9 protein-coding genes are annotated in these 15,013 nt (G+C 35.5%); 4 read left to right on the forward strand and 5 right to left on the reverse strand.

From position 1 onward, the window contains the following. Positions 1-421 precede the first annotated feature (421 nt). Entirely contained in the window at positions 422-4,645 is a 4,224-nt protein-coding gene (locus ACE94K_RS00705) for a BspA family leucine-rich repeat surface protein (protein WP_378178487.1), read from the forward strand. Between the two features lie 21 nt (positions 4,646-4,666). On the opposite strand, the gene ACE94K_RS00710 is transcribed toward ACE94K_RS00705, so the two are convergent. Further along, positions 4,667-5,614, reverse strand: coding sequence for a GSCFA domain-containing protein (locus ACE94K_RS00710; RefSeq protein WP_378178490.1), 948 nt, complete (start codon positions 5,612-5,614; stop codon positions 4,667-4,669). Positions 5,615-5,669: 55 nt separating this feature from the next. Continuing rightward, on the reverse strand, positions 5,670-8,300 hold the full coding sequence (gene alaS / locus ACE94K_RS00715) for an alanine--tRNA ligase (RefSeq protein WP_378178493.1): 2,631 nt from the start codon (positions 8,298-8,300) through the stop codon (positions 5,670-5,672). Between the two features lie 174 nt (positions 8,301-8,474). Between alaS and ACE94K_RS00720 the strand changes: the two genes are divergently transcribed. The 3 genes from ACE94K_RS00720 to ACE94K_RS00730 are packed head-to-tail and all read left to right on the forward strand — an operon-like array spanning position 8,475 to position 10,908. Further along, the gene (locus ACE94K_RS00720) at positions 8,475-9,452 is read left to right on the forward strand and encodes a peptidoglycan DD-metalloendopeptidase family protein (protein ID WP_378178496.1); all 978 of its coding nucleotides are present in this window, start codon (positions 8,475-8,477) and stop codon (positions 9,450-9,452) included. Between the two features lie 5 nt (positions 9,453-9,457). Beyond that, complete coding sequence (locus tag ACE94K_RS00725; RefSeq protein WP_378178499.1) at positions 9,458-10,576, forward strand: CapA family protein; 1,119 nt, start codon at positions 9,458-9,460, stop codon at positions 10,574-10,576. 2 nt (positions 10,577-10,578) lie between these two features. Next, complete coding sequence (locus ACE94K_RS00730; RefSeq protein ID WP_378178502.1) at positions 10,579-10,908, forward strand: MerR family transcriptional regulator; 330 nt, start codon at positions 10,579-10,581, stop codon at positions 10,906-10,908. 86 nt (positions 10,909-10,994) lie between these two features. Here the strand turns inward: ACE94K_RS00730 and ACE94K_RS00735 are convergent, their stop codons facing one another. The 3 genes from ACE94K_RS00735 to ACE94K_RS00745 form a co-directional block, all read right to left on the reverse strand. After that, a complete protein-coding gene (locus ACE94K_RS00735) occupies positions 10,995-11,609 on the reverse strand; it encodes a hypothetical protein (protein WP_378178505.1) in 615 nt (204 codons plus the stop codon). A 134-nt stretch (positions 11,610-11,743) separates the two neighbouring features. After that, a complete protein-coding gene (gene der / locus ACE94K_RS00740; RefSeq protein WP_378178508.1) occupies positions 11,744-13,051 on the reverse strand; it encodes a ribosome biogenesis GTPase Der in 1,308 nt (435 codons plus the stop codon). Between the two features lie 249 nt (positions 13,052-13,300). After that, positions 13,301-14,827, reverse strand: coding sequence for a choice-of-anchor I family protein (locus tag ACE94K_RS00745; protein WP_378178511.1), 1,527 nt, complete (start codon positions 14,825-14,827; stop codon positions 13,301-13,303). Positions 14,828-15,013: the final 186 nt, after the last annotated feature.

Raw genomic sequence — 15,013 nt, forward strand, 5'->3', positions numbered from 1 at the left:
AGATTTTTGTACTTATGCATCTATCCTACTTAATTAGTGTCTTTATATTTAACAAGTTAACATAACGTTCTAAAAAATCTAATTCTATTTAATTAATGAATAATTTTGTCGCTATGATATTAGAAAAGTATGTTGTTGTTAAAGTGAGGAATAAAATCTGAAATATTTTATAAACACAGAATCTTCTAGTGAAAAAGAAATTGAGAAAAATTCTAATATTTATGAAAAGAATTGATTTAATCTTAAATTTTAAATCATGTCATAAAAAATTGGCCCTACTTGTTTTCTTAATTCTTATATTGGTCGCCGTAATTGACAGACTTCACATCTACAATTAACTGATAATCATTAAAAAAAGTAAGCTTTTATTATGCATCAAACTTAATGACCGTTTGTTTGCTCTTTAAAAATTAATTATTCTATGCCTCCATATTTAGGTCTTTTTAAAAAGACACTTATCTACAAAAAAATTTTTCAATTTCTTATCTTTCTACTATTAGTATTATTACAAAATCAATCGATAGTAGCGCAGGATTTTATTACTACCTGGCGAACTACCACTGCCAATGAAACTATTACAATTCCTACCAATGGTGTAGGCTATAATTATAATGTAAATTGGGGTGATGGTACTATTACGACTGGAGAAATGGGTAATGCTACGCATAGCTATACCACACCAGGAATACACACCGTGAGTATTTCCGGGGATTTCCCCAGAATAACATTTATTTTTTCCACTGCAGACAATCAAAATAAGATTTTGACCATAGAACAATGGGGAAATATAGCCTGGACCTCTATGGCTGGTGCTTTTGCAAACTGTAGCAATCTTACCATTACCAACCCCGGTATTGATGCTCCTGATCTATCAAACGTAAGTAGTTTAAGCCTAATGTTTTCAGACGCAAGTACTTTTAATGGTGATATCAGTAGTTGGGATGTATCTAATGTTACGGACATGAGTTCCATGTTTAACAATGCAGTCTCTTTTGATCAGAACATTAGCAATTGGGATGTATCTAATGTTACAGATACGAGTACAATGTTTATAAATGCACAGGTATTTAATCAGGATATCAGCACTTGGGATGTTAGCAATGTAGTGGATATGGAGTTTATGTTTGGTCAAACAGATTTTTTTAATCAGGATATTAGCTCGTGGGATGTATCTAATGTCACAAACATGAGAGGTATGTTTTCTGAAGCTAGAGATTTTAATGCTGATATAGGAAGTTGGAATGTAGCGAATGTTACTAATATGAATGCTATGTTTAATCGTGCTACGATTTTTAATCAAAACATAAGCGGATGGGATGTTTCTAATGTTACAAATATGAGAGCAATGTTTGCATCAGCAAATACTTTCAATCAAAATATTGGAATATGGGACGTATCCTCTGTAACAGATATGTCCTTTATGTTTAATTCTGCTACTTCATTTAACCAAGACATTAGCGCTTGGAATGTTTCTTCTGTTACTAATATGCAGAGTATGCTGAGAAATACATTTGCTTTCAATCAAGACATAGGCATCTGGAATGTGTCTTCGGTTACCAATATGGTTACTATGTTCCAAGGGGCTAGTTCTTTTGATCAGAACATTGGTGTATGGAATATTCAGAATGTCACCGATGCATCAAACATGTTTGATGGGGTAACTTTATCCACCCAAAACTATGACGCCTTATTGATTGGTTGGAGTACTCAGACTTTACAGCCTAATGTTACATTTAGCGGGGGTGATAGTATATACTGTAATGCAGAGGCAGAGCGTCAATCTATTATCGACAATTTTAACTGGATAATTACAGATGGAGGAAAAGAAAATACAGCAGTTCTAAATACTATCAGTGATGTTGTTCAAAACAATTCTTATACATTACCTGCAATTACAGGTACAGACCTTTCAGGAACAGAAATGTATTATACCGCAACCAATGGTGGAGGAACTGCTTACACAGCGGGCACAATTCTAAATTTTGCTGATTTCCCTTCTTATCCGATTACCCTATATGCATATGATCCTAATGGCTGCGATAGTATAGAACAAAGTTTTCAACTAACACTTATTAATAATATTGGAGCTTTTATTACCACTTGGGAAACAACTGTTGCTAATGAAACCATAACAATTCCTACTGTAGGAGGTGGCTATAATTACAATGTAGACTGGGGAGATGGTATCATCACAACTGGAGAAACAGGAGATGCTATACATAATTATACAACACCGGGAGTTTATACAGTGAGTATTTCAGGCGATTTTCCTAGAATTTTCTTTAATAGTGTTGCTGCTGACAGAGACAAAATCCAAACAATCGAACAATGGGGTAATATATCTTGGTTCTCAATGGAAAATGCTTTTAGTGGTTGCACTAACCTCAATATCATTAATCCTGCAATCGACACTCCTGACTTATCGAATGTTACTAATTTAAGAAGAATGTTTAATGACGCCGCTTCATTTGATGGCGATGTCACTAGTTGGGATGTATCTACAATTACAAATATGTCAGCAATGTTTAGAGGAGCAACTTCTTTCAATCAAAATCTTAGTTCTTGGGATGTTACAAACGTAGTGAATTTGAGGTTTATGTTTGAAAATGCAACTTCTTTTAATGGAGATCTAAGCACTTGGAATGTTGCTAATGTTTCCCAAATGGATTTTATGTTTAATGGTGCAGCTTCTTTTAATCAAAATATCGGTGGATGGGATGTATCTTCTGTATCTGATATGTCAGCGCTATTTCAGGATGCCAGTAGTTTTAACCAAAATATTGGTGGTTGGGATGTATCTTCTGTTACCAGCATGTCCTCTATGTTTAATAGAGCATCAATGTTTAATCAAGATATTAGTGGATGGAATGTATCTTCTGTAACGGATATGTTTCTTATGTTTAATGAAGTTACTCTATTTAATCAAGATATTGGAAATTGGAACGTATCCGCTGTGACAAATATGCACGGAATGTTTAGAGCCGCCGCTTCATTCAATCAAGATATTAGTGGATGGGATGTTTCATCTGTAATGGATATGAGTCTTATGTTTAATAACGCCAGCTCTTTTGATCAAGATTTGGGTAACTGGAATGTAGAAAATGTTACTGATGCATCAGGGATGTTTGGTGGTATTACTTTATCTACCCAAAACTATGATTCTTTATTAATAAATTGGAACGCGCAAAACCTACAACCCAATGTAACCTTTAGTGGAGGTAATAGCTTGTACTGTCTTGGAGAAGCGGCTAGAGAAAATATGATCACCTCAGATGGATGGATGGTTACAGATGGAGGATCGGACCTACCAACTGTTGATACAATTTCAGACATTACCGAATGTATAAATTATGAATTACCTGTTTTAAGCGCAGACAATTTTTATTATACAGGTAGTGGTGCAACAGGAACACAATTGACTGCTGGAGATATGATTATGACCACCCAGCAAATCTATATTTACACCGGAACTACGGCCTGTAACAACGAAAGTAGCTTTACTGTAACCATAACTGGACAGCCTGTAGTAGACACTCTAACAGATGTTACTGAATGTATAAGCTATGAATTACCTGTCTTAAGCGCTGATAATTTTTATTATACAGGTAGTGGTGCAACAGGAGCTCAATTAACTGCCGGAGATATGATTATGAGTTCTCAACAAATCTATATTTATACAGGAACTGCAACTTGTAATAACGAAAGTAGCTTTACTGTAACCATACTGGGGCAACCTGTAGCAGATACATTACCAGATACCACTGAATGTACAAGTTACGAATTACCTGCCTTGAGCACTGATAATTTTTATTATACAGGTAGTGGTGCCACCGGTACTCAATTGACTGTAGGAGATATGATTATGACCACCCAGCAAATCTATATTTATACCGGAACTGCAACCTGTAACAACGAAAGCAGCTTTACAGTGACTATAACTGGGCCACCTACGGTAGACACTCTTATGGATATTGTGGAATGCGAAAGCTATACGTTACCAGCTTTAAATCCAAACAATGACTATTTTACCGAAAGTGGAGGATCTGGGACACTTTTACTCCCTGGCGATATTATTGGAAGCACACAAGAAATCTTTATTTACACCGAAAATTTGAACTGCTCTAACGAAAGTAGTTTTGTTGTAACTATTGAAAATTTGGAAGTAGACGAATTAGAGGATGTGGTTGCTTGTAATACATATATTTTACCTGCACTTGACAATGGAAATTATTTCTCTTCACCTAATGGTACTGGCATATCTTTTTTTCCGGGTGATCAAATCACGACTTCACAAACTATTTACATTTATAATAATACAATAAACTGTAGTATAGAATCAAGTTTCGAGATAAATATCAGTACAGGAACTTGTGATGTTTCTGATTTGTTTCCAGAGTATTTTACCCCAAATGGTGATGGGTTTCATGAATTTTGGAATATTAAACCTACCCAAGCAATTAATACTTCTGGAACTATTAGAATTTACGACAGATTAGGAAAACTATTAAAACAGTTTAACTCAAGTAATTCTGGTGGATGGGATGGAACATACAATGGAAGCTTGATGCCTTCTAGTCAATATTGGTTTACTTTTATTGATACCAATAATACTATTTTCAAAGGAAGTTTTAGCCTGATACGATAGCGAAAAACAACAAAAATAAAATTAAAAACGGATAAAAGAATATTTCTGCTGTACCAGTATTTTTTTCTCTTCTAACTTTTGAAGAAATAACTGATGTTGTTTGCTTTTTGGATTAAATGGCCTATGCGCCATTGCATTTTGGATTTCTTTGACTGTATTCATCGTTTTTAACGCTTCTTCAGAAATCCATGTTTGTTTAAAATACTCCCAGATATAATCAATAGCAACCGCACTCGGATGAATCATATCAGTATCATAAAACCTGTAATCTCTTAGCTCATCCATCATTATTTCATATGAAGGAAAATAATCACAAGTTTGATTAGCATCTATCGTTTGGTGAATTGCCGCAATCAAATGTGATTTACTACGATTATTTTCTATAAAACCATCTTTGCTGTGTCTTACGGGAGATATGGTGAATATTATTTTTACGCTTGGATTCAAGCTCTTAATCAAACCAATACTATTTTGTAAACACTGACTTACTTCTTCTACAGATAATAGCTCTTTTTGAAACTCTTTTTGCGGAATTTTATGACAATTGGCCACAATCATATCCAACGCGTGTAACCGATATACCCAAGCGGTACCCAATGTAATGCAGATATGCGTAGCACACTGAATCTTCTTAGAAGTCTCCTTCAAGGATTCATTAAGAGATTGCAGTAATTGTTTCTGATCCGGATGACTCAACTTAGAATGCGCATCAAAACAATGCCATTGCTCGTTATGGTAAAACAAATCAGTTTCAGTATACTGTTCCTTCTGAGTAGCCATCCAAAGAAAGGTTTCTATGGCTTTTGGATGAAAAAGTATCCCAAAAGGATTGATCAAGGTTTTAAATTTAAAGTAATCAAACTTTTCTCCTATATTTTCTGCAAAGCAAGATCCTAGCAATAACAACTCGGCATCATAATCAATTTTAGGTTGCTGAGGTTTTAAGGATATTTTGGTTTGTAAATTCATAAGCCCTCACCCCAACCCTCACCCCAAAGGGAGAGAGAGGGGGCTTCAGTTTTAGTTATACATATTGCTTAGCTTTCTCCAAAGCTTCTTCAATTCCTGCCGGATTTTTCCCGCCGGCCGTGGCAAAGAAGGGTTGTCCACCACCACCTCCTTGAATATATTTTCCAAGTTCTCGAACCACTTGACCTGCGTTCAATCCTTTTTCTTCTACCAGATTTTTTGAAATGTAACACGACAGTAATGCTTTCCCATTATTATCAGCTCCGAAAATCATGAAAGCATTTTCTATTTCTCCACCTATTTCAAAAGACAGATCTTTGATACCTGCCGGATCAAGATCTACTTTCTTTGCTAAAAATTGAATCCCGTTTATGTCCATGAATTCTGACTTCAGATCTCCTTTTAGATTCTTGGCTTTATCCTTAAGCAAAACCTCTATTTGTTTTTTGAGACTTGCGTTTTCTTCCTGCAGTGCTGTAATGGCTTTAATTGGATCTTTTGGGTTTTTCAGAACAGCTCTTACTTCAGAAAATGCTTCAGACTGATTGGTAAAATAATCCTTCGCAGCATCACTGGTGATTGCTTCAATTCTTCGAATTCCGGCAGCCACAGCACTTTCTGATGTGATTTTAAAATGCCAAATATCACTAGTGTTTTGCACGTGGATTCCTCCACATAATTCCATGGATTCCCCAAAACGGATGGCACGAACAGAATCTCCATATTTTTCACCAAACAGTGCAATAGCGCCTTCTGCAATAGCTTGATCATAGGAGATATTTCGTTTTTCTTCTAATGGTAATGCTTCTCGTATTCTAGCATTTACAAAATCTTCTACTTGTTGTAACTCTTCCGATGTAACCTTCGAAAAATGCGAAAAATCAAAGCGTAAATTAGCACTTTGCACCATAGAACCTTTTTGTTCGACGTGAGTTCCCAAAACAGTACGTAATGCCTGATGTAACAAATGAGTTGCAGAATGGTTTGCTGCAGATGTTGTACGTGTCTTATCGCTCACTACTGCTGTAAAAGTGTCTTTTACGTGATTAGGTAAACTTTTTGTAAAATGAATGATCAGATTATTCTCTTTCTTTGTATCCAAAATATAATACACATCACCATTAGCAGCTTCCAAATATCCTTTGTCTCCAACTTGTCCACCGCCTTCGGGATAAAAAGGCGTTTTATCTAAAACTAATTGATACAACTCACCATCTTTTTTACTATTTACTTTGCGATAACGCGATATTTTTACTTCGCTTGAGATGTGATCATATCCTATGAATTCTTCTTCTGCATTCGGAATTAAAACTTCCCAATCTCCGGCTTTTATTTCAGAAGCAGCTCTAGAACGATCTTTCTGTTTCTGTAGTTCTGCTTCAAAAATTTCTTTTTCATATTCATATCCTTGCTCTGACAAAATAAGTGCTGTAAGATCCTCAGGGAAACCATAGGTATCGTATAATTCAAATACTTTTTTTCCTGAAACCACTTTACCTTTTGTATTCTTAATCACATTATCCAGTAATACTAATCCTTGGTCTAAAGTTCGTAGAAATGAATTCTCTTCTTCTTTAATCACATTGGTAATTAGATTTTTTTGAGATTTTAACTCAGGAAAAGCACTTCCCATTTCATTACTAAGCGTTTCAACCAATTTGTAGATAAAAGGCTCTTTGGTGTTTAGAAATGTGAATCCATATCTGATAGCTCTTCTCAAAATTCTGCGGATCACGTATCCAGCTCCGGTATTACTTGGTAGCTGTCCGTCTGCTATAGAGAATGATACTGCTCTAAGATGATCTGCAATCACACGAATAGCTACACTTACTTTACCATCTGGGTCAGTTGGTAAACTATTTTTATCATATGTAGTATTGGTAACTGTCTCTATCTCTCGTATCAAAGGTGTAAATACATCTGTATCGTAATTAGATTTAACACCTTGTAGCGCCATACACAAACGCTCAAATCCCATTCCTGTATCCACGTGTTGTGCTGGTAATTTCTCCAGAGAACCATCTGCTTTGCGATTAAATTGCATAAATACGAGATTCCAGATTTCTACAACTAACGGATCATCCTGATTAACCAAATCACGACCTGGTGTTTTTGCTTTTTCTTCTTCTGACCTAAGATCTACGTGAATTTCTGAACAAGGTCCACATGGTCCCTGATCTCCCATCTCCCAAAAATTATCCTTTTTGTTACCCATGATAATACGATCTTCGGGGACAATATTTTTCCACAAATCATAGGCTTCCTGATCCATTTCTAAGTTTTCATCTTCTGCTCCTTCAAAAACAGAAACATAAAGTATGTCTTTATCAATCCCAAATACCTCTGTTAGCAGTTCCCACGCCCATTCAATAGCTTCTTTTTTAAAATAATCTCCAAAACTCCAATTGCCCAGCATCTCAAACATGGTATGGTGATAGGTATCCATGCCAACTTCCTCCAAATCATTATGCTTACCACTGACCCTAAGACATTTTTGTGTATCTGTGATTCGGTTATTTTTAGAAACTCCATTGCCTAAAAAATATTCTTTAAACTGGTTCATCCCGGCATTGGTAAACATCAGGGTCGGGTCGTCCTTAATCACCATCGGTGCAGAAGGCACTATACTATGTTTTTTGGATTCAAAAAACGCTAAAAATTGGTTTCTGATGTCTTGGGATTTCATTTTTAAATATTTTCTTAATAATCAATTAATTACAGTAACCTACCTAAAGATATGCTACCGATATTTGTCAGTTTTTTCTCGACTTTGTGACATTTTATTATCTTTGTTCTCGCCGCAAAGTATAAACAAGCCTATTTTTGGCTAATATCCTGCAAAAATAGTATATTTTAGATTATGTCAAAGGTTAAATATTACTACGATAGCGAGACGCTATCTTATCGTAGAATTGAGCAAAAGAAAGGACGTAAATTTGGTTTTGCCATTTTAGGTGTTCTTGGTGCTTTTTTAGCTGGTTTTGTACTATTATTGATCTATCTAAACATTCCACAACTAGAAACTCCGAAAGAAAAAGCATACAGAAGAGAATTAGAAAATATGAAGCTCCAATATGAGCTTATGAATAAGCAGTTGAAAAAAGATCATGCTGTTCTTGACGAAATCGCCGAAAGAGATGATAACATCTATCGTCTTTATTTTGGGGCACCACCTATACCTGAAGAAGTACGAAACGCAGGTTTTGGAGGTGTAAACCGATATAAGGGATATGAAGGATATGATAATTCTGAAATTATCATCGAAACCCAAAAACAGATAGATAAACTCACTAAGCAAATTGCTGTGCAATCTATTTCATTAGATGAAATAAAAGAATTAGCAGAACAAAAAGAAGAATTACTATCTACCATACCTGCAATACAGCCTATTCAAAATTCTGACTTAAAACGTATGGCTTCAGGATATGGATGGAGAAGTGATCCTTTCACCAAAGCTAGAAAATTTCATTACGGAATGGATTTTTCTGCTGCTACCGGAACTCCTATATATGCATCGGGTAACGGTGTTGTTACCAGAGCAGATGCAAACTCTACCGGTTATGGAAAACACGTACGTATAGACCACGGATTTAATTATGTGAGTCTCTATGCACATTTAAGCAAATATAATGTAGAGAAAGGTCAAAAAGTAAAGCGTGGCGATATTATTGGGTATGTAGGAAGTACAGGAAGATCTGTAGCACCTCACCTCCATTATGAAATATTTAAAGATGGAGAGCGCATTAACCCACGTAATTTTTACTACGGAAGTTTAACTTCTGAAGAGTTTAACGAAATGCTGAAAGCTTCTTCTGTTATTAATGAAACCCTAGATTAGCACCAATGCGCAGAATACTTCTTTTTATAATTTTTGCTGTTTTTAGTTGTACAATTCAAGCTCAGAAATTTTCGAAAGAAGAGATCGACTCGATGACTACAATCGTTGAGAATTTCAAATTGGAGATGGAAAAATTAGCCGCTCCCACAAGCATTAAACTAATGGCTGTTGGAGATATCATGATGGGCACAAATTTTCCCAATGCAAGCTATATGCCTCCAGAAAACAAAGGTCCTTTTGATAATGTAAATGTGGTTTTACAGCAAGCTGACATCCTATTTGGTAATCTGGAAGGAACGCTTACCGATGAAGGAGAAAATGCAAAGCGATGTTCTGATCCCTCAAAGTGTTATTCGTTTCGGTCTCCAGAATCTTTTGGAAAATACCTGGAAGAAACCGGTTTTGATGTAATGAGCATTGCCAATAACCATATTGGAGATTTTGGAGCTATAGGTATCAAAAATACAGCCAAAACCTTAGAAAAACATAACATTGCCTATGCCGGAGTTTTTGCTCAGGAATCTACTCTATTTGAAAAAAATGGAATCACCTATGGATTTTGTGCCTTTGCGCCAAATAAAGATTGCGTAAAAATTCATAACTTAACCAAAGCGAAAAGGATTGTTCAGGAGCTGAAGGAAAAAGCAGATATCGTAATAGTATCGTTTCACGGTGGTGCAGAAGGTGCTGATCACACGCACGTGCCAAGAAAAACTGAACGTTTTTATGGAGAAGATCGCGGAAATGTATACCTTTTTGCACATACATTGATAGATGCGGGTGCAGATATTGTTTTAGGTCATGGGCCTCACGTATCAAGAGCTTTTGAAGTGTATAATAACAAGTTTATTGCCTATAGCTTAGGTAATTTTTGCACCTATTCAAGGTTTAATTTAACCGGAATTAAAGGATATGCTCCTATCGCTGAGATAGACATCGATCCCGAAGGCAATTTCATCAAAGGGAAATTGCATTCTGCGAAGCAAATTGATGAGGTGTATCCATTTATGGATGACAAAAAAAGAGCGCTTGAAGAAATAAAAAAATTGACTCAGGAAGATTTTCCGGAAAGCAATTTGGTATTTAAAGAAGATGGAAGTTTTACCCAACAAAAAGAGAATTAAGTATGTATGTAGACTTACCAAAAAAATTATACTACGGTATTGGTGAAGTAGCTGATGCATTTGATGTAAACGCTTCTCTTATTCGTTTTTGGGAGAAAGAATTTGATATTCTAAAACCTAAAAAGAATGCCAAGGGCAATAGAAAATTTACTCCGGAAGATATCAAAAACCTGGAGCTCATCTATCATTTGGTAAAGGAACGTGGTTTTACATTAGAAGGTGCTAAGATTCATCTCAAAGAGCAAAAGCAGGAAGCACTTGACAGTTTTGATATTATAAGAAAGTTAGAATCTATCCGAGGGCAATTGCTTAAAATCAAGGAGCAGCTTTAGGTTTATAATGCCTTCATTCAAAAAAAATCGGACTTTGACCACGCTTAATCCTTCAGTTTTGTTACGTTTTTGTAACATATGCAGACTTAATGTGATAATCTTAAATAGTATTTATAAATATCAGATTCGATAGAAGAGACATCCGATTGCATTTGAGTAAGCCTTGTGATGTTGGCAATTAACGGAAAATCCTTGAAATTAAATTCTAACCAATCTCGTCTTACACGATTTCTGTCATATACTTGTCCTGTACTTAACACATTGGTTATTTTGGTTTTTAATTCTGGAGTTTCTACTAATATAATCAGACTTTCTCTGAGCTCATCGGTTCTTTTAACGAATTCTTTCCCTTTTTCGGACAACCCATTCTCAGTAAAAAACATATTATTAGGCTCGTACAACAGTTCATACTGTTCTGGATCTTTGGTTCCCTGCATTTCTAGTTTTACAGATTCCAGATATTTTTTATAACCTTTGGTTAACAAATCAATTTCTTGGGCTTTGTTCCATATATCCGAATTCGTTATCAATCGTAATAAAGAATCATTTTCTTTTTCTAAAGGATAGGTCATTTGCTCCAATTTTTGATCCATATGGACATAATCAATCAACATTTTCTTTCTGGCTCTAGAAACTAAAAAACTGATTCCTGATACTACGAAGACCAATAACACCAGTATAATCAATAGTGGTTTTTTCATCTCTTTATATATTGCTTTTTAAAGGTCATACTTCGAATTAGTTCAATGCAAGAATAAAATCGATATAGCATCATTTTTGATTGCATATCAACTTAAATGGTTATTGCTTATTTCATAACCTATATACCGTGCTATTACTTCTTCCTGAAATACACCGCTACCGGCACACCATGAAAGTCAAACTCCTTTCGTAATTGATTTTCGATAAACCGCTTATATGGTTCTCTGATATACTGAGGTAAGTTACAGAAAAATGCAAATTGCGGTTGTGGTGTTGGTAACTGCATACAGTACTTTATTTTTACGTATTTTCCTTTATAAGCCGGTGGAGGATTTCTTTCGATAATAGGTAACATAGTATCATTCATCACACTGGTTTTAATCTTTTTTGAACGATTTTTGTATACTTCTACAGCAGTTTCTATAGCTTTAAAAAGCCTTTGTTTGGTCAATGCCGAAATAAACACAATAGGCACATCGGTAAATGGCTCTATTTGTTTACGGATATATTTTTCAAAATCCTTTAAGGTATTGCTTTCCTTATTTTCAATTAAATCCCACTTATTTACTAGGATCACAATTCCTTTTCGATTACGTTCTGCCAACCAGAATATATTTTGAACCTGTGCATCAAATCCACGAGTAGCATCTACTAATAATAAGCAAACATCACTATGTTCGATGGCACGAACGGATCGCATAACAGAATAAAACTCTAAGTCTTCTTTTACTTTAGATTTACGTCTAATTCCGGCAGTATCTACCAAATTAAACTCGAAACCAAAGCGATTGTATTTAGTATCAATTGCATCCCTTGTGGTACCGGCAATATCTGTTACTATATATCGATCCTCGCCTATCAAGGCATTGATAAAAGAAGATTTTCCTGCATTTGGTCTTCCTACTACAGCAAAACGTGGTAATTCTGATGCTTCCTCTTCTTCCTGTTCTGGTAATGCTTCTACCAATGCATCCAGAAGTTCTCCTGTACCACTACCATTAATACTGGCAATTGTATAGTATTCCCCCAACCCTAAACTATAAAACTCTACGGCATCTGAGGCTCTTTTTGAGTTATCAACTTTATTTACTGCTAAAAAAATGGGTTTATCTACTTTACGAAGTAAATTGGCAACTTCTTCATCCATGCCGGTCACGCCCGATTCTACATCAACCATAAAAATAATGGCATCAGCCTCATCGATTGCTAACTCTACCTGTTTATCAATCTCTGCTTCGAAGATATCATCGCTACCTACTACATAACCACCGGTATCTATTAAAGAGAATTCTTTGCCATTCCAATCACTCTTACCATAGTGACGATCCCTAGTAACTCCACTAACGGCATCTACGATTGCTTCTCTCCTTTGGATCAGTCTATTAAAGAATGTAGATTTACCTACGTTAGGTCTTCCTACAATTGCCACTATATTACCCATTATCCTGAATTCTAAAATTTGTGCAAAATTAGTCTTTTTATTCTTCCTATACTATTGAACACAAATTATGAGGTAAATAAATATGAAAGTGAGGATTATTAAAACAAAAAAGCTCAACGGTCAGCGCATCGACCTGTTGAACTTTTTCATAATTGATAGTCAGTCAGTGAAATAATTACTTATTTCAAAGATATAAACAAATCTATATAAGTTGGTTACTGTAAAACATCAAAATTTTTATGGATGTTCTTACTTTACTTCATAAATTGCAATGGTATTAGAAACTTCGTGTGTTACGATTACCAATGCATTACCAGTCGGGCTATTTTCAGCCTTTACAGTAATCAAACCTTCTGGGGAGATATCAGATGTATCTCTTAACCAATCTATAAATCTAGGGCTAACAGGATTGGAAATATCATACACCATTACTCCACCAGTTCTTTCTAAACCTACAAATAATATAGTATTTCTTCCTACTGTTAATGTTTCTACGGATTCCGGTTCTGCTCCTTTATCATCGGATCTTTCATCTACACCATCACCTTCATTACTATTAAAAGCGTTAGAATCCAATTCTAATACGGTCCTGGAAATTTGATCGCCACTATCATAAACTTTATCCCCTGTAGTTGACCAAATAGTAAAAGATCTTCCTCCATATGCATAAATCTGATCCATATCTCCGTCTCCATCGGTATCACCATTTGCAAGGGTAGTCTTTAATCTTCCAAGGTTTTCATCCAACTGAAGTGTTTCCGCATCTGGATACGTTGTTGGGTCTAGTGTTAGATCTTTTACCCGCGTTTCTTCAGAGTATCCATCATAATCTCTGGCATCACCCTCGTTTGCTGTAATTAAAAATGCTGCCCCTCCAACTCTTGTAAAAGCTATTGCATCAGGATGATAGTATCCTAAAACAGGCCAATTCTGAAAGTTACCTACAATACCATCTTTATCACTGGCATCCATTTGATTCTCCAGGAGCGAATAATCCTTTACTCCTAAACCGGTAATATAGCTTACCGTTTTTGTTATTAAATCTATCGCAGCGATCCCATTATTTTCTTGTAACGCTACATAAGCTGTTTTTGAATCATCAGAAACTGCAATGTATTCTGGTTCTATATCCTGAGCTAACGTAGCTCCAGGGCCAAATACCCTGAAATCTTTTCCGATCGTTTGGCCATTGAACATTGTAAAATCAACTTGGCTTACCTCTCCTGTGCCTATTTCAATTACCGTTACAGAACCTTCAGGATCAATTGTATAATTATCATTAGGTTCTCCTTCATTTGCGATAACAATATATTTGCCATTTGGACTAAATGCAACCATATCGGGCAAAGCTCCGGCGGTATACGTTTCTAGTAATGTTTGTGAATCTGTATCATAAATCGCTACAGTACCATTTGCCTGCTTATTTGCTGCATTTTCTAATGCAACCGCTACCAAACCATCGTGGACAGCAACGCTATTCGGAATTCCGTCTAACGCGATATCTATACCTGCAACGGGATTAAATGGATTTGAAAGATCCCATACAGAAAGTTTTAGATCATTTGGATTTACCACAAAAAGTTTTGCGGTTTGTGGATCGAAAGCAGAAATTTCGGCAAAACCTTCATCTCCAGTTCCGTTGATAATACTCCCGATTTTGTTAAATGTAAGGTTATTTGCACTTCCTCCTCCTCCTTGATAATCATCGGAGTTACAAGAATACAATACTCCTAAAACTCCAAGTATAAAAAAGCTTAATTTGCTAAAAATTTTCATTATTCATTTGATTTGCGTTCGGCAGCTAAATTGAATAATACATATATCCTTAATGTTATCTAATGAATAAATTACTTATAACTTATATAGTCGAATTTGAATTAAATGTTATAAAATAAGTGACCTTACCAACTACAGCAATACTAAGAGTTACGTGTATCATAAAGCTCATTAAACCTTCTTTAA

It is taken from the genome of Aquimarina besae, from assembly GCF_042434905.1.
GTDB lineage: Bacteria > Bacteroidota > Bacteroidia > Flavobacteriales > Flavobacteriaceae > Aquimarina.